Source organism: Stenotrophomonas sp. LST15-1-1.1, assembly GCF_040815575.1.
Taxonomy (GTDB): domain Bacteria; phylum Pseudomonadota; class Gammaproteobacteria; order Xanthomonadales; family Xanthomonadaceae; genus Stenotrophomonas; species Stenotrophomonas lactitubi_B.
This window is the reverse complement of record NZ_JBFPNJ010000029.1, coordinates 405,127-428,008: the sequence shown is the minus strand read 5'-3', so window position 1 is coordinate 428,008 and position 22,882 is coordinate 405,127. Positions and strand designations below refer to the sequence as shown.

Sequence of the window (22,882 nt, the reverse complement as noted above, 5' to 3'; positions counted from 1 at the left end):
AGCCGTAATGAGTACCCCGTCCAAACTGTCCCAGCTGCGCGAACTGTCCGTGGTCGTTGCCGATACCGGTGACTACGAGGCGATCAAGCGCCTGCAGCCGGTGGACTGCACCACCAATCCGACCCTGGTGAAGAAGGCGCTGGACCTGCCGGTCTATGCGGAACTGATCGAACGCGAGCTGGCCTGGGGCCGCCAGCAGGGCGGCGACCGCGAGACCGTGGTGCACGCCGTGGCCGACCGCCTGACCATCGGCGTCGGCGCGCTGCTGAGCACGCTGGTACCGGGTCGCGTGTCCACCGAGGTCGATGCCGACCAGGCCCACGACACCGCCGCGACCGTAGCCAAGGCCCGCCAGTTCATCCAGATGTACGCCGATGCCGGCGTGCCGCGCGAGAAGATCCTGATCAAGATCGCCGCGACCTGGGAAGGCGTGGAAGCCGCGCGGGTGCTGCAGGCCGAGGGCATCGACTGCAACCTGACCCTGATCTTCAACCCGACCCAGGCACTGGCCTGCAGCGAAGCGGGCGCGTTCCTGATCTCGCCGTTCGTCGGCCGCATTCTCGACTGGTACGTGGCCAACGGCCAGACCCCGGCGAACATCGACGAGGACCCGGGCGTGGTGTTCGTGCGTGGCGTGTATGCCGAATTCAAGCGCCGCGGTTCGCCGACCGTGGTGATGGGTGCCTCGTTCCGTTCGACCGCGCAGATCGAAGCGCTGGCCGGCTGCGACCGCCTGACCATTTCGCCGGACCTGCTGGAGAAGCTGGACGCCGACCACGGCGCGCTGCCGCGCAAGCTGGTGGCCGGTGCCGCTGAGCCCGTGCAGGTGACGCCGATCGACGCGGCGAAGTTCGCAGCCGATCTGGCGGCCGATCCGATGGCGACCGAGAAGCTGGCGACCGGTATCGATGCGTTTGCCAAGGATCTGGAAGCGCTGCGTCAGCGGATCCGCGAGGCGCTGTGATTCCGGCCAACGGCTGAGCCCCTCGTGGCGGGGGGCTTGGTCGCGAACTGCATGAAGCAACAGCCGCGCTGGGTCGGGCGGGTTGGGTTCGCGGGGGACGCCGTGAATCCGTCCCTGGAGGCTTGGCCGCCGCATCCATGCGGCGGACACCCCCGCGAACCCAACCCGCCCGACCTCTGACAGTTTCCTGCGGCGGTCCGCCACGGTAGAAAGAAAAGAAGAGCTAAAGCGGGTCGCGCGCTGCGCGTGCTCACAAACAAAAAGGACGCGGCGAATGCCGCGTCCTTTTTGTTTTCTTTCAGGTCGTCAGTAACCAATGCTCTTGCCCACCGTCACCGGAAAACTGTCGGGGGCGGGGCGGTGTGGGTTGGCAGGACCGTTGGCGCCATGGATGGCGCCATCGAGCCCCCATGGATGGGTTCACGGCGTGTCCTGCCAACCCACACCGCCCCGCCCAACCACCAGCAACCCAGAGCCGCTTTGGCTGTTGACGTTGATGTTGACGTTGCCCGCCGCAGGCGGACCACCGCGCGTCAGCGCGGCACCTCCACATCCAGCCCGATCGGGCAGCTCACGCCAGTACCGCCGATGCCGCAATAACCGTTCGGATTCTTCGCCAGGTACTGCTGGTGGTAGTCCTCGGCGTAGTAGTACTCAGGCGCCGGGTACACGATCTCAGTGGTGATCGGGCCATAGCCGGCCGCAGCCAGCTGCGCCTGGTAGGCCTCGCCGCTGGCCAACGCCGCCGCGTACTGCGCCTCATCGGTGGCGTGGATCGCCGAACGGTACTGGGTGCCGGTGTCGTTGCCCTGGCGCATGCCCTGGGTCGGGTCGTGGCTTTCCCAGAACAGCTGCAGCAGCCGCTCCAGGCTCACCACCGCCGGGTCGAACACCACCTGCACCACTTCGGTGTGACCGGTCAGGCCCGAGCAGACCTCTTCATAGGTGGGGTTCGGGGTAATGCCACCGGCATAGCCCACCGAGGTGCTGTACACGCCCGGCTCGCTCCAGAATTTGCGCTCGGCGCCCCAGAAGCAGCCCAGCGCGAAGCGGATCTGCTGCAGGCCGGCGAACCGGTCCTTCAGCGGATGGCTGTTCACGAAGTGCTGGTTGCTGTGCAGCGGCAGCGGTTGCTCGCGGCCCGGCAGCGCTTCTTCCGGGCGCGGCAGGCGCTGCTTGAAGGCCCCGATGCCGAGGATGCCCTGTCCGATTCCCAACATGATGCGCTCCTACGCCGGAAGGCCGGCAATGTCGTCGGCATCTGAAATGGGGTCGCCGGGGGCGTGGCCCAAGTCCAGCGCGGCGACGATATCCTCGGCCTGTGGTCGCGCGGCGTCGGGGATACCGACCCGCAGAACGCCGAACAGCGGCAGTTCGCCCATGCCACCCAGCAGCGACTCGCCGAACACGAACGCGGGGATGCCGGCGTCTTCCAGCGCGTGCTTCACCAGGTGGGCGTCGAACAGATTGTCGGCCTTGTACACGATGTGCATGCGGGCGGCTCCTTGGGACAGGATTCCAGCATACGCCCGGGGGCTGAATGGTGCCGCGGGCGGCATCCGGAGGTTGCCGGCCAGCGGCCGGCACTACAGGTGCGGGATGGTAGCGCCGGGCCATGCCCGGCGAGCGTAGCGGCAACCCGGGCAGCCCTTCCCGGTAAGCGTTAGACTGGCAGTCTTTCTGCCTTACTTTCGCCGACTCATGTCAGAGCACACCCCCGCCAGCCCCGAGACCCCCGCCGACAGCCACGAAAAGCGCGATTTCATCCGCCAGATCGTGCGCGAGGACCTGGCCAGCGGAAAGCACCAGGCGATCAAGACCCGCTTCCCGCCGGAGCCGAACGGCTACCTGCACATCGGCCACGCCAAGTCGATCTGCCTGAACTTCGGCATCGCCGGTGAGTTCAGCGGCGTCTGCAACCTGCGTTTCGACGACACCAATCCGGCCAAGGAAGACCCGGAGTACGTGGCCGCGATCCAGGACGACGTGCGCTGGCTGGGCTTTGAATGGAACGAGCTGCGCCACGCCTCGGACTACTTCCAGACCTATTACCTGGCCGCCGAGAAGCTGATCGAACAGGGCAAGGCCTACGTCTGCGACCTGTCGGCCGAGGAAGTGCGCGCCTACCGCGGCACCCTGACCGAGCCGGGCCGCCCGTCGCCGTGGCGTGACCGCAGCGTCGAAGAGAACCTCGACCTGTTCCGCCGCATGCGTGCCGGTGAATTCCCCGATGGCGCGCGCACCGTGCGCGCCAAGATCGACATGGCCAGCGGCAACATCAACCTGCGTGATCCGGCGCTGTACCGCATCAAGCACGTCGAGCACCAGAACACCGGCAACGCGTGGCCGATCTACCCGATGTACGACTTCGCCCATGCGCTGGGCGATTCGATCGAGGGCATCACCCACTCGCTGTGCACGCTGGAATTCGAAGACCACCGCCCGCTGTACGACTGGTGCGTGGACAACGTCGACTTCGCCCACGATGACGCGCTGACCCAGCCGCTGGTCGACGCCGGCCTGCCGCGCGAAGCGGCCAAACCGCGCCAGATCGAGTTCTCGCGCCTGAACATCAACTACACGGTGATGAGCAAGCGCAAGCTGATGGCGCTGGTCACCGAACAGCTGGTGGACGGCTGGGAAGACCCGCGCATGCCGACCCTGCAGGGCCTGCGTCGCCGTGGCTACACCCCGGCAGCGATGCGCCTGTTCGCCGAGCGCGTGGGCATCAGCAAGCAGAATTCGCTGATCGATTTCAGCGTGCTGGAAGGCGCGCTGCGCGAAGACCTGGACAGCGCCGCACCGCGCCGCATGGCCGTGGTCGACCCGGTCAAGCTGGTGCTGACCAACCTGGCCGAAGGCCACGCAGAGCAGCTGACCTTCAGCAACCACCCGAAGGACGAGAGCTTCGGTACCCGCGAAGTGCCGTTCGCACGCGAAGTGTGGATTGACCGCGAGGACTTCGCCGAAGTGCCGCCGAAGGGCTGGAAGCGCCTGGTGCCGGGTGGCGAAGTGCGCCTGCGCGGCGCCGGCATCATCCGCTGCGACGAAGTGATCAAGGATGCCGACGGCACCATCACCGAGCTGCGCGGCTGGCTGGATCCGGAATCGCGTCCGGGCATGGAAGGCGCCAACCGCAAGGTCAAGGGCACCATCCACTGGGTCAGCGCCGTGCATGGCGTGCCGGCCGAGATCCGCCTGTACGACCGCCTGTTCTCGGTGCCGAACCCGGATGATGAATCGGAAGGCAAGACCTACCGCGATTACCTCAATCCGGAATCGCGCCGCACCGTCACCGGCTATGTCGAGCCGGCCGCGGCCAGCGCCGCGCCGGAGCAGTCGTTCCAGTTCGAGCGTACCGGCTACTTCGTCGCCGACCGCCGCGACCACACCGAAGCCAAGCCGGTGTTCAACCGCAGCGTGACCCTGCGCGACACCTGGTCGGCCTGAGTACCTGAGCGGGCGCCGCAAAGGCGCCCGCGTCATCTCGCTACTGCCTCATCCTCTGCTGAAGCCTGCGTAGCCGACCTGCGGTAACGGCGGGCCCTGCTGCGCGAGCGCAGGCACGCAATGCCACCGCGCAACCGCTGCCTGCATCATCATCCCCTCCTTGCCCCTGTCAGGCCCTGCCATGTCCGCTGCCCCGAGTGCACTTCTGCCGCTGCTGCAACAGGTCCTGCTGGGCCGTGACATCGCCTGCACCGTCGAGGGCGGCGACCTGCGGCTCGACAGCGGCCTGCAGCTGACGCCGCACAGCGTCTCCAGCAACGAACGCGACAACGGCGGCTGGCAGACCTCCACCGTTATCGAGACTCGCCACGCCGGCCTGTTCGCCGATGGCCTGTTCGAATACCAGCATGCCAATGGCGCGACCGAACAGGAGTCGTTGCTGTCCGGCTTCGACACCTGGGTGCGGGTGGATCTGGCGACCCTGCAGGCCGCCGTCGGTGCCGAAGACGCGCCGGATCTGCCGATGATGGGGCTGACCTACCCGACAGGCGACGAAGGCGAAGAACACGAGCGCACCGTGGTGCTGGGGCCGCTGGCCCATTACCGCGCCGGCGAACTGGACGATGCTGCCGTGTGCAGCGAGGACGATCACGGTTCCTGTCCCTGCTGCCTGTTCACCAAGAGCATCGATGCCTTCGACGACCTGCTGAAGGCCCACCACTTCCTGGCCATCCGCCTGTTCGCGTCGCGCGACGAGCAGGGCCAGTGCGAAGCCGACTGCCGGGTCAACGGCCATGACTTCGCCCCTGCCCTGCCGCTGCTGCGCGCCTATGCCGCGCGCTGGCCGCAGGCGGGACTGGAGTTCCGCAAGCAGTACGTGGTGATCCGCACCGGCTCACCGTCGCCGGCCTGAATCCAGCGCGCACGCCCGGTACATGCCACTGCCGCTACACTGCGCGCCGACATCTGCTGCACCTGTTCCTTTCACTCCCAACGAGGCCCCCCCGCGATGCTGTACGCGCAAGTCCACCTGACCCTTCCCGCCTGGATCCACGACCAGATCGACCTGGATCGTCGATATCCGGGCGATGAGGCCAAGGTCGCGCTGGCGATCGAGCTGTCGCGGTTGAACGTCGACCACGCCAGTGGCGGCCCGTTCGGCGCGGTGGTGTTCGGGCCGGATGACAAGGTGATCGCCGCCGGCGTGAACCGGGTGATGCCGCACTCGACCTCGCTGGCGCACGCCGAGAACATGGCCTACATGCTGGCCCAGCAGCGCCTGCAGACCCCGCGCCTGAACGCGGTGCTGTCGCCGATCACCCTGGCCACCAGCTCACAGCCCTGCTGCCAGTGCTACGGCGCCACCGTGTGGGCCGGCATCGACCGCCTGCTGATCGGCGCCAGTTCGGCCGACGTGGAAGAACTGACCCCGTTCGATGAAGGCCCGCTGCCGGCCGACTGGGTGGGTGAGCTCAACAAGCGTGGCATCGACGTGGTGCAGGGTCTGAACCGCGATGCGGCGCGCAGCGTGCTGCGTGCCTATGGGGAAAGCGATGGCGCCCGTTACTGAGACCGGCATCGGCCTGCTGTGCCTGTGTCGGCAGGGCTTCGAGCCCGAGCTGGCCGGCGAACTGCAGTTCCGCGCAGGTGCCGCCGGTTTTGCCGGTTACGCCCGTACCCAGCGCAATGATGGCTACGTGCTCTTCATGTGCGACGAAGCCGCAGCGCTTGCACCGCGTCTGCCGTGGCGCGAGCTGATCTTCGCCCGCCAGAAGCTGGTGGTGCTGGCCGAGCTGCCGCAGCTGGATCCGGCCGACCGCATCACCCCGATGCTGGAGGTGCTGGCCGATGCGCCGCGCTTTGGTGATCTGTGGGTGGAGCATCCCGATTCGGATGCCGGCAAGCCGCTGTCCGGGCTTGCACGTGCGTTCGGCAATGCCCTGCGCCCGGCGCTGCGCAAGGCCGGCAAACTCAGCGACAAACCGAACGCACGCCTGCCGCGCCTGCACGTGGTGTTCGTCGATGGCACGCACGCCTTTGTCTGCGTGGCCAACCCGGACGACAGCGCGCCGTGGGCATTGGGCATTCCGCGTTTGAAGCTGTTGCCCGACGCACCCTCGCGCTCGGCATTGAAGCTGGACGAGGCATTGCTGACCCTGCTCGCCCCGGAAGAACGCGAAGCGCTGGTTCGCCCGGGCATGCGCGCGGCCGACCTCGGCGCCGCACCGGGCGGTTGGACCTGGGTGCTGACCCGCCAGCACGTGCATGTGCTGAGCATCGACAACGGCCCGCTGCGCCAGCACGTACTGGATACCGGCCTGGTCGAGCACCTGCGCGCCGATGGCTTCCATTGGCATCCGGAGCAGCCGCTGGACTGGATGGTCTGCGACATGGTCGAGCAGCCGCGTCGCGTCGCCGAACGCATGGCCACCTGGTTCCGCGAAGGCTGGTGCAGGCACGCGATCTTCAACCTGAAGCTGCCGATGAAGAAGCGCTGGGACGAGACGCGCCTGTGCCTGGACCTGTTCCAGGACCAGGCCGGCAAGCCGCTGGTGGTACGTGCCAAGCAGCTGTACCACGACCGTGAGGAAATCACGGTGCTGGCGTCGCCGCTGCGCTGATGAACACCCCGCGCATTTCCCTGCTGCTGTGTACCGCGTTGCTGGCATCGCCGGCACTGGCACAGCCGGCGCGCCCGCAACCGGCACAGAGCGCTCCGCTGCGCGACGACAGTGGCGTGGTCCGCCAGCAGCCACTTTCAGCCGGCCGCGTGACCGGCAGTGTCGACATCGTGGTGCCGCTGGGCGAAACCCCGGTAACGGTGCGTTCGCTGGCGCCGGCCAGCGTGGTCGGCCAGTACCGCATCCATTTCGCCGAGCTGGACGTGAACGGTGATGGCTTCATCAGCCGTGAGGAGGCGCAGGTGAACCCGGCGCTTGCCGATGAATTCAATGCATTGGACGTGAAGCGCCGCGGCAAGCTGGACCGCGCCGATCTGGCCGGTTGGCTGGTGGATTGATCCACCCTCGTGCTCTTCATCCACGCATGGCGTGGATCTACTGCAACGACGGCGGTAGCGCCGGGCCATGCCCGGCAGAATCCATGAACCGCGCTGCGCGCTCGCCGGGCATGGCCCGGCGCTACCGGTGGATGATCCGGTGCACGCGCGCCAACCAAGGTTGGCATCTACCAGGGCATCTCCGTCACACCCCTGCGGCGCGCTTCCAGAAGGCCTGCACCAGCGGCGGCCACTTGCCCGCACAGCCCAGCGCGCGTCCACGCGCCAGGGTCAGGTGCATCTCGTCGTTGGAGAACAGTCGGTTGATCGCGTCGAAGCTGTAAGCAGCGATCTGGTTGTCGCTGCGACGCTCACGCGCCCAGCGCTGCAGACGCTGCGGCGACAACCGTGGCTGCCCACGACGTTCGGCGGACGGCGCCAGCCAGTGCTGCAGGGCGGCGACGTCGCGCAGGCCGAGGTTGACACCCTGCCCGGCCAGGGGATGCACCACGTGGGCAGCATCGCCCAGCGCCAGCACGCGACCGGCCACGTAGTGGCGGGCCAACTGCCGGCGCAGCGGGAACGCCGCGCGCGGCGAGGCCAGCCGCAGCTCACCCAGGCGCGCGGCAAAGGCACGGGTCAGTTCACGATTGAATGCGTCTTCGTCCAGCGCCAGTACGCGTGCCGCTTCGTCGTCGGGCAACGTCCAGACGATGGAGCTGCGACGCTCGGCCACCGGCAGCAGCGCCAGCGGGCCGGTCGGCAGGAAGCGCTGCCAGGCCGTCGCCAGGTTGGGCAGCTCGCTGTCCACATAGGCGACCACGCCGCGCTGCTGGTAATCGTGGCGCTCGACCTCGATCCCGGCCAGTCCGCGCAGGGTCGATTCCGCACCGTCGGCAGCCACGGCCAGCGCGGCTTCGATGCGACGGCCATCATCCAGGCGCAGGCGCACACCGTGCTCGTCCTGTTCGAGCGCTTCCACGCGCGCCGGGCAATGCAGCTCCACGCCGGCGGCCGGCAGCGCCGCCCACAGGCGATCCTGCAGCAAGCCGTTCTCGACGATGAAACCCAGTTCGCGACGGCCGAAGCGGTCCGCGTCGAACAGCAGGTCGTCGCCACCGGCCGCGTCCCACACCTGCATGCGCCGGTATGGCCAAGCGCGCGCCTGCGTGATCGTCGGCCACACGCCGAGTCGCTGAAGCAACTGCACGTTGTCGGCAGCGAAGGCGAACACCCGCAGATCCGGCTGTGCAGCCTGCCATGGTGCAGGTTCACGACCTTCCACCAGCGCTACTGCAAGGCCGGCATCGGCCAGGGCCAGCGCACAGGCAGCACCGACCACACCGCCGCCCACAATGACTACGTCCAGGCGTGCGCGGCGGTTCATGCAGCTTCTCCACGGCACAGGCGCGGCACGTCGCCACGGAAGCCCATCGCACCACCAACCAGCATCGACTGCACCGAGGCGCGCTGTGCGGCCACCAGGCCCAGGCTGCGCAGGGGGCGCAGCAGCGGCGCCGGATTGCTGGTCAGGCGGGCAAGACCACCGGAGAACGCCACCGTCTGCCGGCGGTCCTCCTCGCGGCGGGCTACGTAGGACCGTAGCAGCGCATCACTGCCGGCGTCGCCCTCCACTTCCAGCAGCTCGGCCAACGTCAACGCATCGCGCAGGCCGAGGTTGAAGCCCTGTGCACCCAGCGGATGGATGGTCTGCGCGGCATTGCCAAGCAGCACCGTGCGCTCCCCCACCAGCGCGCGCGCCAGTACCTGGATCAGCGGATAGGCGCTGCGCGGACCAGAGTCGAGCAGGCGACCCGCACGCCAGCCGATGGCCTGCTGCAGGCGCTGCAGCCAGGCCGTGTCGTCCAGCGCCATCACCGCCTCGGCCTGGTCACGGGCAACGCCGTGCACGGTGCCGAAATGGCGGTCGCCGCGCGGCAGCAACGCCGTCGGCCCGGTATCGGTGAAGCGCTCCCAGGCGGTGCCGTCGGGCGCGCGCTGGCTGCGCACGCGGGCCACGAACAGCGTCTGCTGGAAATCGTGGCGATCAACTTCGATGCCCAACGCATCGCGCACGCCGCTGCTGGTGCCGTCGGCACCGACCACCAGCCGCGCCAGCAGCACGCGCTCGCCGCTGTCATCGGCCACCCGCACCTGGCGGTAACCATCAATCACCTCGCCCAGACCGAGGAAACGCATCGGCCGGTAGCGGCGCAGGCGTGGCAGCTCCTGCAGCCGGCTTTCCAGCGCCTGGCCGAAATCACGCGCCACCACCACCTGGCCAAACCACGGCCGGTCGTAATCCGTTGCATCGAGCTGCACGCGGCCGAAATCACCGGCGCGGCTGACATGGATGCGGCGGATCGGGCCTGGCGCCATCGACAGCTTCTGCATGACCCCCAGCGCGGTCAGCGCGTTGATGGTGGCTGCGGCAAAACTGAGGTTGCGCTGGTCGAACACCGCTGGCAGCTCGCCAGCCGGGCTGGCTTCGAGCAGGCCCACGTCGCGGCCCAGCCGGTCCAGGGCGATGGCCAGACTGGCACCCACCAGACCACCACCGACGATCAGCACGTCATGTCGTTCACTCATGGGGGCATGATACGCGCTCGCCGCGCCTGCATGCCCGGCACGGCCGCGCCTGCGCCAAGCGCCGCGCCGGGCTAGAATGAAACCTGAATCCGCTCCGGCCCACCGCCATGTCCGACTCCGCACCCCGCGCCTTCGTCCTGTCAGTGCTCGTGCTGTTGCTGGCGGCGACCCGCGTCAATCACTTCGCGGCAATCCCGGACGCGTCCTGGGCGGTGTTCTTCATCGGCGGCTTCTACCTCGCCCGCTGGACCCGCTGGGCGTTCCCGCTGCTGATGGTGTTCGCGGTGCTGGTCGACTGGATCGTCATCCGCAGCAGCGGCCTCGATTTCTGGCAGCACTACTGCGTGTCGCCGGGCTACTGGCTGCTGTTGCCGGCGTACTTCGCCATGTGGGCCGGCGGCATGCTGCTGGGCCGCAACTACCGCAGCGCGCAGTGGTCGGTGCTGGCCAAGGGTGCCTTGCTGCTGGTCGCGTCGGTGGCGCTGTGCCATCTGCTGGCACAGGGCGGTTTCTACTGGACCAGCCAGAACGTGGCCGAGCCCACCGTGGCCGGCTGGGCGCAGAACTACGCACAGTGGTTCGGTCCCTACCTGCGCACCACCGCGATCTACGTGGCCCTGGCCGCCGCACTGCAGCTGGCCGTGGAGCAGGTGCTCAAGCTCCTGCAGGCCCGCCGCGACATCCACCACTGAGCCGCGCCATGGGTCATCGCCTCTCGCGCATCTACACCCGCACCGGCGACGACGGCAGCACCGGCCTGGGTGACGGCAGCCGGGTCGGCAAGGACGATCTGCGCGTCGCGTCCTATGGCACCGTCGACGAAGCCAATGCCACGCTCGGCCTGCTGCTGGCCGTGCCGCTGCCCGAGGACGTCCGCGCACTGGTCGTGCACCTGCAGCACCAGCTGTTCGATCTGGGCGCCGAACTGTGCATTCCCGGCCATGCTGCGATCCACGCCGCCGACGTATCGGCCCTGGAACAGCAGCTGGACCATTACAACGCCGACCTGCCGATGCTGAAGGAGTTCATCCTGCCGGCCGGTGGCGAGGCCGCTGCGCGCTGCCACCTCGCGCGCACCGTGGTCCGCCGCGCCGAACGCGACACGGTGGCCCTGGCCCGCGTTGAACCGGTGCGCAGCGAAGCGCTGCAGTACCTCAACCGGCTGTCGGACCTGCTGTTCGTGCTGGCGCGGGTGCTGGCACGGGCCGATGGCCACGGCGAAGCGCTGTGGCAGCCACAGCATCGCCAGCGCTGAGCCGCCATGCTGGTCTTCACCCATCCCGCCTGCCTGCTGCACGATCCGGGCCCAGGCCATCCTGAATGCCCGCAGCGCCTGCAGGTGGTGCTCGACGCACTGCACGAGGCCTTCCCCGGCCAACTGGACTGGCGCGAAGCACCGCCAGCGAAGTTCGGTGAACTGACCCGTGTCCACGACAGCGCGCTGCTGGATCTGGTGCTGCAACCGCAGACCGCGCCGCTGCGCCAGCTGGACATGGACACCTGGACCTCGCCGGGCTCGGCCAGTGCCGCGGTGCATGCCGCCGGCGCAGGTGTCGCCGCCGTCGATGCGGTGATGCTGGGTGAGGATCCGCTGGCCTTCTGCGCGGTGCGTCCGCCCGGCCACCACGCCACCAGCAGCACCGCGATGGGCTTCTGCCTGCTCAACAACATCGCCATCGCTGCGGCCTACGCCCGCGATCGCCACGGCCTGGAACGGATCGCGGTGGTCGACTTCGATGTCCACCATGGCAACGGCACCCAGGACATCTTCCAGCACGACGCCCGGGTGTCCTACTACAGCACCCACCAGGCCGGGCTGTTCCCCGAATCCGGCCTGCGCCGTGACCGCGGCGCCGGCAACCTGATGAACATCCTGCTGCCGCCGGGCAGTGGTGGCTTCCGCTTCCGCAATGTGTGGGCCGACGAGATGCTGCCGGCGATCGACGACTTCCGCCCGCAGCTGCTGCTGATCTCGGCCGGCTTCGACGCCCACCTGCGCGACCCGCAGGCCGATCTGATGCTGGAAACCGACGATTTCGCCTGGATCACCCGCGAACTGCACGCGCTGGCACGCCGTCACGCGGCCGGCCGGGTGGTGTCGATGCTGGAGGGAGGATACGACCTGCAGGCCCTGGCCGAGTGCAGCGTGGCCCACCTGCAGGCACTGATGGCGACGCCTTCCGGCAACGGGCCTGGATGAACCCGAACCGGCAATCGGGGGAGGCCTTCATTGCCCCTATGCAAGGGATGGGGCAAGCTACCGTCCGTTTTCGCCCGAATCCGAACCGCGTGCGCCGAGCCCTCCGCCTGCTTCCCCTGCCCCTGAGCATCGCCGTCTGCCTTCCGGCATGGGCCGATGACAAGCCGCTCAACTGGGGCCTTTGCCCGGCCACCGACGTGATCCCTGCGTTCACCGACGCACCGACGCCGGTGCCCGGACAGGACAAGGCTGCCGCCAGCGCTGCGCGCGAACAGCAGCCCACCGACATCGAGGGCGACCAGCTGCTGGGCACCACCACCGTGCCGCAGTACCAAGGCAACGTGGCGCTGCGCCGGGGTGACCAGTTCGTCGGCACCGACAAGCTCAGCTTCGATACCGAAAGCGGCAACTACGTCGCCGACGGTAATGTCCGTTACCAGGATGCCTCGATCCGGATGGTCGCCAAGCGCGCCGAGGGCAACCAGGAAAGCGACACCCACAAGATCACCGACATCCAGTACCAGCTGGTGTCCCGCCGCGGCAACGGCGAAGCCGAATCGGTCGACCTGCAGGGCGCGGTCGGGCAGATGCACCGCTCCACCTACACCACCTGCGACCCGTCGCAGCCGGTTTGGCGGCTGACGGCCCCGGAAATCGAAGTCGACAACGATGAAGGCTTCGGCACCGCCCGCAACGCGGTGCTGCGGATCGGCAAGGTGCCGATCCTGTGGGCGCCCTATTTCAAGTTCCCGATCGATGACCGGCGCAAGACCGGCCTGCTGTTCCCGCAGCTGGGCATGTCCGGCCGCAACGGTTTTGATTACGCGCAGCCGATCTACTTCAACCTGGCGCCGAACTACGACGACACGTTGACCCCGCGTTACATGAGCCAACGCGGGCTGATGCTCGACAACGAGTTCCGCTACCTCTACGAAGGCGGCCGCGGCGAACTGCTGACCGCGTACATGCCCAACGACAAGCTGCGCGACCGTGATCGCGGCCGGGTGGTGTTCGGTGGCTACCACAACCTCGACGACCATTGGCAGGCCCGCGCCAACCTGGCCTGGGTCAGCGACGAGCGCTACGTGGAAGACTTCGCCAACCGCCTGGTGGGCGTCACCGCGTCGAACCTGCAGAGCACCGTCGGCCTGTACGGCACCGGCAAGAACTGGACGGCCGGCATCATGGCCGACCGCTGGCAGCTGACCGACTACACCCTCGACGAGCGCGCGCTGGCCTACAACCGCCAGCCGCGCCTGTACTTCAACTGGGACAAGCCGCTGCTGCCCTGGCTGGAGACCGGCATCTACGCCGAGGCAGTGCGCTTCACCCACGACGACATCAACTTCAAGTACGGGCCCGAGGCCGGCCCCGACCTGCAGTACACGCGCAACGGCCAGACCCAGCGCATGTACGGCGGCTCGCGCTTGGATGTGAAGCCCTATGTGTCGTTCCCGATCAGCGGTGCGGCCTGGTACGTCACCCCGACCCTGGCCTACCGTTACACCGGCTACGAGCTGGACCGCGGGCTGGCCGATGCCACCCGCAGGAGCATCCTGGTTTCGCAGGGCATCGATCCGGCCACCGCCACGCCGGAGCAGCTGCGCGGCAACACCTCGCCCAGCCGCAGCCTGCCGATCGCCAGCCTCGATGCCGGCCTGTTCTTCGACCGCGAGACCACCCTCGGTGGCAAGTCGTTCCTGCAGACCCTGGAGCCGCGCCTGTTCTACCTGCGCACGCCCTATCGCAACCAGGACGAGCTGCCGATCTTTGATACCCGCGACTTCACCTTCAGCTGGGGCCAGCTGTTCCGCGATTCGCGCTATACCGGCGCCGATCGCCAGAATGATGCCAACCAGCTGACCCTGGCGCTGGGTACCCGCTTCATCGACCAGACCACCGGCAAGGAACGCTTCTCGGCCTCCATCGGCCAGATCCAGTACTTCGACGAATCGCGGGTGAGCGTGACCCCCGGCGGTGCACCGGTGGAAAAGGGCAAGTCGGCCTGGATCGCCGATGGCAACTACATGATCAACGACCGCTGGACGCTGGGTGCCACCTATCAGTGGGACCCCAAGTACAAGCGCGAGGATCTGGCCAGCGTGCGCGCCCGCTACCTGATGTCCAACGACGGCGTCGTCAACCTGACCTACCGTTACCGCATCAATTCCGGCGCCCCGGCCAACGCCAACAAGCATGACCGCACCCTGCTGGAACAGGCCGACCTGTCGTTCCTGTACCCGCTGAACGAGCGCTGGAGCCTGGTGGGCCGTTATTACTATTCGTTGCAGGACAAGGAGCCGCTGGAAATCATCGGTGGCGTACAGTGGGACAGCTGCTGCCTGGCCGTGCGCGCCGTGGCCCGCCGCTACGTACGCAACCGCGAAGGCGAAATGAACAACTCCATCCAGCTCGAGTTCGTGCTCAAGGGCTTGAGCTCCCTCGGCCAGGACACGGACCGCACTTTGCGCCGTGCTATCCTCGGCTACAACCGCGACGACCTCTATCTCGTGCCGCCCAGCAACACCGGAGCGGCCCGCGATGACTACGATCCGAATCAGATCCCATGACCAAGAGCTTCCCCGTTCTCCTCGCATCGCTTCTGGCGGTGTCCAGCGTGTCCGCCCCCCTGCAGGTTCTTGCGCAGGAGGCCCAGCCGTTGGACCGCATCGCTGCTGTCGTCGATGAGGACGTGATCCTGCAGAGCGAGCTCCAGCGTGCGATCGCCAACATCAAGGCGCAGTACGCCGGCCGCGAGGCCCAGCTTCCGCCCGATGACGTGCTCAGCCGTCAGGTGCTCGAACGTCTGGTACTGGTCAAGCTGCAGGTGGCCCGCGCCCAGGGCAGCGGCATCCGTGTCAGCGACCAGGAACTGACCCAGGCGATGAATGCCATCGCCCAGCAGAACGGTTCGACCCTGGATGCCCTGCGCCAGCGCCTGGCCCATGACGGCATCGACTTCAACGATTTCCGCGCCTCGGTGCGTGACGAGATCACCGTGCAGCGCCTGCGCCAGAGCTTTGCGCAGAGCCGCATCAGCGTCAGCGAAGGCGAGGTCGATGCTGCCCTGAAGCAGCAGGCCGATGCCGGCAACCAGTTCCATCTGGCACACATCCTGGTCGCCCTGCCCGATGGCGCCAGCGCCGAGCAGATCGCCACCGGCCAGAAGAAGGCCGACGGCGTGAAGGCCCTGCTGGACAAGGGCGAACTGGACTTCAATGCGGCGGCCGTGCGTTATTCCGACAGCCCCAATGCACTGGAAGGCGGCGACCTTGGCTGGCGCACCCTGGATGAAATCCCGGCGGCGTTCGCGCAGACCATGCAGCAGATGAAGCCCGGCGAAGTGGTCGGTCCGATCCGCGGCCCGAGCGGCTTCCAGCTGCTGAAGCTGGTGGAAGTGCGTGACGCCAGCGCGGCGGCAGGCACCCATACGGTCACCGAGTACCACGGCCGCCACATCCTGGTGCGCGTCGACGATGCACAGTCCGACGCAGCCGCCAAGGCCAAGATCGATACCCTGCGCGCCCGCATTGCCGGCGGTGCCGACTTCCAGCAGGTCGCCAAGGAATCGTCCGAGGACACCAACAGCAAGGGCCAGGGCGGCGATCTGGGCTGGTTCCCGGCTGACGCGTTCGGCCCGGCCTTCGGCCAGCAGGTGGCAGGCATCCAGGACGGCGGCGTGAGCCAGCCGTTCCGCACCGATGCGGGCTGGCACATCGTGCAGCGCGTAGGCACCCGTCAGACCGACGTGGGCAGCGACAACCAGCGTGCCCAGGTCCGCGAGACCATCGGCCGCCGCAAGCTGGAAGACGAGTACAACCGCTTCCTGCAGGAACTGCGTGGCGAAGCCTACGTCAGCTTCCGCAGCGGTGACCGGGCGGAAAATACCGCCACGCCGCCGCAGTCCTGAGCCATGCTCCCCGAGCTCGCTCTGGTACCGGGCGAGCCCGCCGGGATCGGCCCGGAGCTGTGTGTTCGACTGGTCCAGCAGCCGCGCGATGATTGCCGGCTGCTGGCATTTGCCGATCCGGACACCCTGCGCGCGGCCGCTGCCGCGCTGAACCTGCCCCTGCAGCTGCTGCCCGAAGATGCGCATGCCCGCGTCCCGGGTGACCTGCGCCTGCGCGCCGTCGCCAACAGCACCCCCAGCCGTTTCGGCCATACCGACCCTGCCAACGCGGGCGCGGTGATCGCTGCCCTGCTGGGTGCCGGCCAGGCCTGCCTGTCCGGTGAACTGCACGGCGTGGTGACCGGCCCGGTGCACAAGGCAGTGATCAACCAGGGCGGCATCGCCTACAGCGGCACCACCGAACTGCTGGCCGACCAGGCCGGGGTGAAGGTGGTGATGATGCTGGCCAACGACATCGTCCGCGTTGCCCTGGCCACCACCCATCTGCCGCTGCGCGAGGTCGCCGATGCGATCACCGCCCCCGGCCTGGAACACACCCTGCGCACCGTGCATGCCGCGCTGCGCCTCGAGTTCGGCCTGGCCGCACCGCGCATCGCCGTGCTCGGCCTGAACCCGCATGCCGGCGAAGACGGCCACCTCGGTCGCGAGGAACTGGATCTGGTCATCCCGCTGCTGCAGCACCTGCGCAACGAAGGCATGGACCTGATCGGTCCGCTGCCGGCCGATACCGCATTCCTGCCGGCCAAGCTGGCCGGCTTCGACACCGTGCTGGCGATGTACCACGACCAGGGCCTGCCGGTGCTGAAGTACTCCGGCTTCGAGCAGGCGGTGAACCTGACCCTGGGCCTGCCCTACCCGCGCGTGGCGGTCGACCACGGCACCGCGCTGGATCTTGCCGGCCGCGGCATTGCCGATCCTTCCAGCCTGCAGGCCGCCACAACGCTGTGTGCGCGGCTGGCGCGGCAACGTACACTGAGCACATGACTTCCCCGCATTCCCCCTCCGGCACGGTGTTTTCCGCCCCGGCCAAGAAGCAGCTCGGCCAGCACTTCCTTGCCGACCGCTACTACATCGACAAGATCGTGATGGCCGTCAATCCCAAGGACGGCGACCGCCTGGTCGAGATCGGCCCGGGCCAGGGTGCGATCACCCTGCCGCTGCTGCGCGTACACCCGAAGATGACGGTGATCGAGTTCGACCGCGATCTGATCGCGCCGTTGACCGCCGCCGCCGAACCGCTGGGCGAGCTGACCATCGTCAACCGCGACGTGCTGCGGGTCGATTTCACCGAGCTGGCCGATGGCCAGCCGATCCGCCTGGTCGGCAACCTGCCCTACAACATCTCCTCGCCGATCCTGTTCCATGCGCTGGAACACGCTGCGGTGATTTCCGACATGCACTTCATGCTGCAGAAGGAAGTGGTCGATCGCATGGCCGCCGGTCCCGGCAGCAAGGTGTTCGGCCGCCTCAGCGTGATGCTGCAGGCCTACTGCGAGGTGACCTCGCTGTTCGTGGTGCCGCCGGGTGCGTTCAGGCCGCCGCCGAAGGTCGACTCGGCCGTGGTGCGGCTGATACCGCGCGATCCGGCCACGATCAACATCAAGGACCACAAGCGCTTCGCCGACGTGGTCAAGGCCGCCTTCGGCCAGCGTCGCAAGACCCTGCGCAATGCCCTGAACAACGTGGTCAGTGCCGAGCAGTTCGTGGCCGCCGGCGTGCGTCCCGACGCCCGCGCCGAACAGCTGGACGTGGCTGAATTCATCGCTTTGGCCAATGCGACCTGATTACACTGCCGGTATGGAAGACGCTGACGTTTATGCCATCTCCGTCGAAGTCGCCCCGCGCTTCCTCGACGACCAATCCGCGCCGGAAGACGGTCGCTATGCGTTCGCCTATACGATCCGCATCCACAACCAGGGCCGCGTTGCCGCCCGCCTGATCGCGCGCCATTGGCGCATCACCGATGCCAACGGCCGCGTCGAGCATGTCGATGGCGATGGCGTGATCGGCGAACAGCCACGACTGCGCCCGGGTGAAGACTTCCATTACACCTCAGGTGTCATGCTCGGCACCGAGCACGGCACGATGCAGGGCCATTACGACATGGTGGCCGACGATGGCACCGAATTCGCCGCGCCGGTCGCACCCTTCGTGCTGGCCATCCCGCGCACCCTGCACTGACACGGAGGCCGAACGATGAGTGTATGGGCGATCGGCGACCTGCAAGGCTGCTATGACGTAACCCAGCGCCTGCTGGAAAAGATCCGCTTCGATCCGGCGCAGGACACCCTGTGGTTCTGCGGCGACCTTGTCAACCGCGGTGGACAGTCGCTGGAAACACTGCGGCTGGTGCATTCGCTGCGCGAACACAGCGTGGTGGTGCTCGGCAACCACGACCTATCGCTGCTGGCCGTCGGTGCGCGCACCGAAGAGGAACAGCGCAAGGTCAACCCGGACCTGCTGCGCATCGTGCAGGCCGAAGACCGTGATGTGCTGCTGGACTGGCTGCGCCTGCAGAAGCTGGTGCACGTGGACCGCGAACTGGGCTGGATGATGGTGCATGCCGGCCTGGCGCCGAAGTGGACCACGCAGATGGCCGAGAAGCATGCGGCCGAAGTGGAAGTGCAGCTGCACGGCGCCGGCTACCGCAAGCTGTTCCGCAACATGTACGGCGACAAGCCCAGCTGGGCGCCCAACCTGACCGGCTACGAGCGCTCGCGGGCGATCATCAACGTGCTGACGCGCATGCGCTACTGCACCTCGCGCGGCCGCATCGGCATCGAAGACAAGGGCACGCCGGGCACCCAGGAACAGGGTCTGTATCCCTGGTTCGAAGTGCCGGGCCGGGTCGAGCGCGACCTGAAGGTGGTCTGTGGCCATTGGTCGGCGCTGGGCCTGACCATCACCCAGGGCATCCACGCGATCGACACCGGCGCGGTGTGGGGCGGCAAGCTCACCGCGATCCAGCTCGACACCGATGAGCTGCGTGTGGTGCAGGTCCCGGGGCGTGACGTGCCGGCACCCGTCGCCAACGCGCGGCCGCCTGCACGGCCTGCCCATGAGCGCGCGGCAGGGCAAGGCAAGGACAGCGGCCAAGGCAACGGCAACGGCAACGCTGCAACGGCTGGCGCCCCCGGCAACCGCCCACGTCGACGCCGTCGTCGCGGTGGTGGTGGTGGTGGCGGCAACAACAACAACGGCACGCCACCTTCGGCATGAAGCCAGGCAACCGCGCACCATGGACGGTGCTGCTGCTGACGCTGGCCCTGGCCAGCGGCTGCCAGCCCTCGTCGTCGCCAGCGACCGCCGGCGCTGACAGGTCCGCCGCCCCTCCAACGGCACCGACACCCTCACCTCCGTTGGTCGCAGCCGCGCGCGCGCAGATCGGCGTCACCACCCGCTACGACCCTGCCTATCAGGTACTGGCTTACCCCGGTGGCGACGTGCCCGCTGACCGCGGCGTATGCACCGACGTAGTGGTCCGCGCCCTGCGTACGCAGGGGCTGGACCTGCAGGTCCGCGTGAACGAAGACATGCGCGCTGATTTCAGCGCCTATCCAGCGCTGTGGGGCCTGTCGCGACCGGATCGGAACATCGACCATCGGCGCGTGCCCAACCTGATGCGCTGGTTCGATCGCCAGGGCTGGCAGCAACCGATCGGTGCGCGCGCCAGCGACTTCGCGGCCGGCGACATCGTTGCCTGGAAGCTCAACGGCAACGGCCTGCTGCACGTGGGCATCGTCTCCGACCGGCGCCTGGCCGACGGCACGCCGCTGGTGCTGCACAACATCGCGCGTGGCACGCGGGAAGAGAACCTGCTGTTCCAGCACACCATCATCGGGCACTACCGGATGCCGTGAGTGAGGCGGTGCTGTAGAGCCGAGCCATGCTCGGCTGCGATTTGTGTCCGCCAAAAGCAGCCGAGCATGGCTCGGCTCTACAGGACTCCGCGCTCAGCGACGCACGTAGTGCACGAAGCGGAAGGCGTAGGCATGGCGTTCGTCCGCCGCATGCGGCTCGCTGCTCACTTCCTGCCAGTCCTGCGCGTCCACCTCGGGGAAATGGGTATCGGCCGGTACTTCGGCATCCACCCAGGTCAGGTACAGATCACTGGCCTGGTCCAGCAGTTGGCGGAAGATCTCGCCACCACCGATGATGCACAGCTCACTGGCGCCCTCACCTTCCGCAATCGCTTTCGCCTCGTCCAGCGAGGCCACCGCACGCATGCCCTCGAACGGCACCTGGCCGCTCCGGGTCAGCACCAGGTTGCTCCGCCCCGGCAGCACGCGGCCGATCGATTCGGCGGTCTTGCGCCCCATCAGGATCGGTTTGCCCAGGGTCAACGCCTTGAAGTGCTTGAAGTCGTCCGGCAGGTGCCAGGGCATGGCATTGCCCTGGCCGATGCCACGATTGCGGTCCAGTGCAACGATCATCGAAAGTTTCATGGTGCGGCCTCCTCAGCCGGCGTCGATCTGCAGGCGTGTACAGGCCTCGTTGGCGGTACTGGCCGCGCGCAGCGCCGCAGCCAGCGCGGGGTTCGACGTGGAATTCTCGTCCAGGCCTTCGAGGATCCTCTTCATCTGCGCGTCCTCGATCTCCTTTAGCCCCGGTCCCGACAGGATGTCGCTGGACAGCGTGGCAACGTCCGTGCTGCCGCTGCGCGCCAGGAATCCCTGCAGATCCTTGCTGGAATAGACGACCGCCAAGCGCTGCTCGAGCTCATGCTGGTAGGCGGGCTCTTCGATGCCAGCCTTCAGGTGCTCGGCCATCGCCGCGTACATGCCGGTCACCGCCTCGCGCACCTGCGCCTGGCAGCCGGCCGGTATGTCGTTGGGCAGTAGGGCGCCGCTATCGAGCGTCCGGACGAAGGACTGCAATTCCCCGCGCATGTGCTTGTGCACGATCTGCTCGTTGACCTGCCGGGCCAATGCGAGGGTGTCTGCAGGCGCCGCCTGGGCCAGGCTCAGCGGCGCCAGGCCAGCCAATGCCAGCAGCGCCGCAACGCGTGGGCGCGCACTCACACTGCCACCGGTGCCTTGATCGCCGGATGCGGATCGTAGCCGTCGATGCGGATGTCGTCGAACTGGAAGCCGAACAGATCGGTCACTTCCGGGTTCAACCACAACGTCGGCAGCGCGCGCGGCTCACGCGACAGCTGCTCGCGGGCCTGCTCGAAGTGGTTCGAATACAGGTGCGCGTCACCCAGCGTATGCACGAAGTCGCCCACGCCCAGGCCAGTGGCCTGCGCCACCATGTGGGTCAGCAGTGCGTAGCTGGCGATGTTGAACGGCACGCCGAGGAAGATGTCGCCACTGCGCTGGTACAGCTGGCAGCTGAGCTTGCCGTCGACCACGTAGAACTGGAACAGGTTGTGGCACGGCATCAGCGCCATCTGCGAGAGCTCGCCGACGTTCCAGGCACTAACCACCAGCCGCCGCGAATCCGGGTTGCGCTTGATCTCGTCCACCAGCCACTGCATCTGGTCGATGCTGCCGCCGTCGGCCGTGGCCCAGCTGCGCCACTGCTTGCCGTACACCGGGCCGAGATCGCCGTTGTCGTCGGCCCACTCGTCCCAGATGCGCACCTGGTTGTCCTTGAGGTAGCCGATGTTGGTATCGCCCTTCAGGAACCACAGCAGCTCGTGGATGATCGAGCGCAGGTGCAGCTTCTTGGTGGTGACCAGCGGAAAGCCGTCGTTGAGGTTGAAGCGCATCTGCCAGCCGAACACGCTGCGGGTACCGGTGCCGGTGCGGTCGCTCTTCTCCGCGCCGTGTTCGAGCACGTGCGAAAGCAGGTCCAGGTAGGCCTTCATGCCTTGCCCTCCGCCACCACCAGCGGCTGCGGCTGCAGCACCGGCGCGCGGCGCGACATCACCAGCAGCACCAGGCCGAAGGCGATCAGCGGCACGCACAGGATCTGGCCCTTGGTCAGCCAGCCGAACGCCACATAGACGCCGTTGTCGGGCATGCGCACGAACTCCACGGCGAAGCGGAAGATGCCGTACAGCAGCGCGAACAGGCCGCCGATGAGATAGCGATGGCGCGGCTTGGCCGACACCGTCCACAACACCACGAACATCACCAGCCCTTCCAGCAGCGCTTCATACAACTGCGACGGGTGGCGGGCGAACTGATTGAGCGCACCGCTGGCGAACTGCGACTGCAGGGTGGCGTGGTCAAGCTGGTTCAGCGGCGCAGGCAGGCCGGACGGGAACACCACGCCCCAGCTGCCGTCGGTGTACTTGCCCCACAGTTCGGCACCGATGAAGTTGCCGATGCGGCCAAAGCCCAGGCCCAGCGGCACCAGCGGCGCCATGAAATCCATGGTGTCGAAGAAGTGCAGCGCGTGCTTGCGCGACCACCACCAGCAGGCGGCGATCACGCCCAGCAGGCCACCGTGGAAGCTCATGCCGCCGTCCCACACCTTGAACAGCAGCAGCGGGTTGTGCAGGAAATCGCCCAGCGCGTAGAACAGCATGTAGCCGATGCGGCCGCCCAGCACCACGCCGAGCATGGCGTAGAACAGCAGGTCGGAGAAGCCGTTGGCATCGACGCCCGGCAGGCGCCCGTCGGCGATCCGCTTGCGCCCCAGCAGCCAGGCGGCGGTGAAGCCGAGCAGGTACATGATGCCGTACCAGTGCACCTTGATCGGTCCCAACGAAAGGGCGATGGGGTCGATGTCGTGGAAATAGATCATGAAGGGCGCCTTGCAGGGATGCCGATATTCTAGCGCCGCCCGGGAGCGGCCTCGCGGCGGCCCCGGTCACGCGAT

At 67.6% G+C, this 22,882-nt stretch carries 24 protein-coding genes; 16 read left to right on the top strand and 8 right to left on the bottom strand.

From position 1 onward, the window contains the following. Window positions 1-7: 7 nt before the first annotated feature. Entirely contained in the window at window positions 8-964 is a 957-nt protein-coding gene (locus MRBLST15_RS14535; protein WP_367786431.1) for a transaldolase, read from the top strand. Window positions 965-1,497: 533 nt separating this feature from the next. Here MRBLST15_RS14535 and msrA read toward each other — a convergent pair. Beyond that, complete coding sequence (gene msrA, locus MRBLST15_RS14530; RefSeq protein WP_312704846.1) at window positions 1,498-2,163, bottom strand: peptide-methionine (S)-S-oxide reductase MsrA; 666 nt, start codon at window positions 2,161-2,163, stop codon at window positions 1,498-1,500. A 30-nt stretch (window positions 2,164-2,193) separates the two neighbouring features. After that, a complete protein-coding gene (locus MRBLST15_RS14525) occupies window positions 2,194-2,457 on the bottom strand; it encodes a DUF2007 domain-containing protein (protein ID WP_089238899.1) in 264 nt (87 codons plus the stop codon). A 208-nt stretch (window positions 2,458-2,665) separates the two neighbouring features. Between MRBLST15_RS14525 and MRBLST15_RS14520 the strand changes: the two genes are divergently transcribed. The 5 genes from MRBLST15_RS14520 to MRBLST15_RS14500 all read left to right on the top strand — a co-directional run bounded on the left by MRBLST15_RS14520 (window position 2,666) and on the right by MRBLST15_RS14500 (window position 7,433). Beyond that, window positions 2,666-4,414: a glutamine--tRNA ligase/YqeY domain fusion protein gene (locus tag MRBLST15_RS14520; RefSeq protein WP_367786429.1), complete on the top strand. Its 1,749-nt coding sequence runs from the start codon at window positions 2,666-2,668 to the stop codon at window positions 4,412-4,414. 181 nt (window positions 4,415-4,595) lie between these two features. Beyond that, window positions 4,596-5,327: a DUF6348 family protein gene (locus tag MRBLST15_RS14515; protein WP_265953788.1), complete on the top strand. Its 732-nt coding sequence runs from the start codon at window positions 4,596-4,598 to the stop codon at window positions 5,325-5,327. A gap of 96 nt (window positions 5,328-5,423) precedes the next feature. After that, on the top strand, window positions 5,424-5,984 hold the full coding sequence (locus tag MRBLST15_RS14510) for a nucleoside deaminase (RefSeq protein WP_059066057.1): 561 nt from the start codon (window positions 5,424-5,426) through the stop codon (window positions 5,982-5,984). Then, on the top strand, window positions 5,968-7,035 hold the full coding sequence (gene rlmM, locus MRBLST15_RS14505) for a 23S rRNA (cytidine(2498)-2'-O)-methyltransferase RlmM (protein WP_099820243.1): 1,068 nt from the start codon (window positions 5,968-5,970) through the stop codon (window positions 7,033-7,035). The genes MRBLST15_RS14510 and rlmM overlap by 17 nt, the downstream gene beginning before the upstream one ends. Further along, window positions 7,035-7,433, top strand: a complete 399-nt coding sequence (locus MRBLST15_RS14500) for an EF-hand domain-containing protein (RefSeq protein WP_367786426.1) — start codon at window positions 7,035-7,037, stop codon at window positions 7,431-7,433. The genes rlmM and MRBLST15_RS14500 overlap by 1 nt, the downstream gene beginning before the upstream one ends. 184 nt (window positions 7,434-7,617) lie before the next feature. Here the strand turns inward: MRBLST15_RS14500 and MRBLST15_RS14495 are convergent, their stop codons facing one another. Together MRBLST15_RS14495 and ubiH are read right to left on the bottom strand one after the other, a co-directional pair. Beyond that, window positions 7,618-8,799 carry a UbiH/UbiF family hydroxylase gene (locus MRBLST15_RS14495; RefSeq protein ID WP_367786424.1) on the bottom strand — a complete coding sequence of 394 codons (1,182 nt, stop codon included), beginning with the start codon at window positions 8,797-8,799 and terminating at the stop codon, window positions 7,618-7,620. Continuing rightward, window positions 8,796-10,001 carry a 2-octaprenyl-6-methoxyphenyl hydroxylase gene (ubiH, locus tag MRBLST15_RS14490; protein WP_367786422.1) on the bottom strand — a complete coding sequence of 402 codons (1,206 nt, stop codon included), beginning with the start codon at window positions 9,999-10,001 and terminating at the stop codon, window positions 8,796-8,798. The genes MRBLST15_RS14495 and ubiH overlap by 4 nt, the downstream gene beginning before the upstream one ends. A 107-nt stretch (window positions 10,002-10,108) precedes the next feature. Here ubiH and MRBLST15_RS14485 point away from each other — a divergent pair, with 107 nt between their 5' ends. The 10 genes from MRBLST15_RS14485 (at window position 10,109) to MRBLST15_RS14440 (ending at window position 19,971) form a co-directional block, all read left to right on the top strand. Further along, entirely contained in the window at window positions 10,109-10,693 is a 585-nt protein-coding gene (locus MRBLST15_RS14485; protein WP_367786420.1) for a hypothetical protein, read from the top strand. A gap of 8 nt (window positions 10,694-10,701) precedes the next feature. Further along, window positions 10,702-11,256: a cob(I)yrinic acid a,c-diamide adenosyltransferase gene (locus tag MRBLST15_RS14480; RefSeq protein WP_025877925.1), complete on the top strand. Its 555-nt coding sequence runs from the start codon at window positions 10,702-10,704 to the stop codon at window positions 11,254-11,256. Between the two features lie 6 nt (window positions 11,257-11,262). Continuing rightward, window positions 11,263-12,201 carry a histone deacetylase family protein gene (locus MRBLST15_RS14475; RefSeq protein WP_265953804.1) on the top strand — a complete coding sequence of 313 codons (939 nt, stop codon included), beginning with the start codon at window positions 11,263-11,265 and terminating at the stop codon, window positions 12,199-12,201. 89 nt (window positions 12,202-12,290) lie between these two features. Further along, on the top strand, window positions 12,291-14,771 hold the full coding sequence (gene lptD, locus MRBLST15_RS14470; RefSeq protein ID WP_312704828.1) for an LPS-assembly protein LptD: 2,481 nt from the start codon (window positions 12,291-12,293) through the stop codon (window positions 14,769-14,771). After that, window positions 14,768-16,111 carry a peptidylprolyl isomerase gene (locus tag MRBLST15_RS14465; protein WP_265953808.1) on the top strand — a complete coding sequence of 448 codons (1,344 nt, stop codon included), beginning with the start codon at window positions 14,768-14,770 and terminating at the stop codon, window positions 16,109-16,111. Before lptD ends, MRBLST15_RS14465 begins: the two co-directional genes overlap by 4 nt. 3 nt (window positions 16,112-16,114) lie before the next feature. Next, window positions 16,115-17,095, top strand: a complete 981-nt coding sequence (gene pdxA / locus MRBLST15_RS14460; protein WP_367786417.1) for a 4-hydroxythreonine-4-phosphate dehydrogenase PdxA — start codon at window positions 16,115-16,117, stop codon at window positions 17,093-17,095. Further along, on the top strand, window positions 17,092-17,895 hold the full coding sequence (gene rsmA, locus MRBLST15_RS14455; RefSeq protein WP_367786415.1) for a 16S rRNA (adenine(1518)-N(6)/adenine(1519)-N(6))-dimethyltransferase RsmA: 804 nt from the start codon (window positions 17,092-17,094) through the stop codon (window positions 17,893-17,895). Before pdxA ends, rsmA begins: the two co-directional genes overlap by 4 nt. Before the next feature lie 13 nt (window positions 17,896-17,908). After that, window positions 17,909-18,292, top strand: a complete 384-nt coding sequence (gene apaG / locus MRBLST15_RS14450) for a Co2+/Mg2+ efflux protein ApaG (RefSeq protein ID WP_312704825.1) — start codon at window positions 17,909-17,911, stop codon at window positions 18,290-18,292. Between the two features lie 15 nt (window positions 18,293-18,307). Then, on the top strand, window positions 18,308-19,330 hold the full coding sequence (locus MRBLST15_RS14445; RefSeq protein ID WP_367786413.1) for a symmetrical bis(5'-nucleosyl)-tetraphosphatase: 1,023 nt from the start codon (window positions 18,308-18,310) through the stop codon (window positions 19,328-19,330). Then, window positions 19,327-19,971 (top strand): DUF1287 domain-containing protein, encoded by a 645-nt coding sequence (locus MRBLST15_RS14440; protein WP_367786411.1) that lies wholly within the window; start codon window positions 19,327-19,329, stop codon window positions 19,969-19,971. The genes MRBLST15_RS14445 and MRBLST15_RS14440 overlap by 4 nt, the downstream gene beginning before the upstream one ends. A gap of 93 nt (window positions 19,972-20,064) precedes the next feature. Here MRBLST15_RS14440 and MRBLST15_RS14435 read toward each other — a convergent pair whose 3' ends face one another. The 4 genes from MRBLST15_RS14435 to lgt are packed head-to-tail and all read right to left on the bottom strand — an operon-like array spanning window position 20,065 to window position 22,807. After that, window positions 20,065-20,556 (bottom strand): dihydrofolate reductase, encoded by a 492-nt coding sequence (locus tag MRBLST15_RS14435; protein ID WP_367786409.1) that lies wholly within the window; start codon window positions 20,554-20,556, stop codon window positions 20,065-20,067. Window positions 20,557-20,568: 12 nt separating this feature from the next. Beyond that, window positions 20,569-21,132 (bottom strand): hypothetical protein, encoded by a 564-nt coding sequence (locus MRBLST15_RS14430; RefSeq protein WP_367786407.1) that lies wholly within the window; start codon window positions 21,130-21,132, stop codon window positions 20,569-20,571. Beyond that, window positions 21,129-21,923, bottom strand: a complete 795-nt coding sequence (locus MRBLST15_RS14425) for a thymidylate synthase (protein ID WP_100463025.1) — start codon at window positions 21,921-21,923, stop codon at window positions 21,129-21,131. The genes MRBLST15_RS14430 and MRBLST15_RS14425 overlap by 4 nt, the downstream gene beginning before the upstream one ends. Further along, window positions 21,920-22,807: a prolipoprotein diacylglyceryl transferase gene (gene lgt, locus MRBLST15_RS14420; RefSeq protein ID WP_100551599.1), complete on the bottom strand. Its 888-nt coding sequence runs from the start codon at window positions 22,805-22,807 to the stop codon at window positions 21,920-21,922. The genes MRBLST15_RS14425 and lgt overlap by 4 nt, the downstream gene beginning before the upstream one ends. Window positions 22,808-22,882 lie beyond the last annotated feature (75 nt).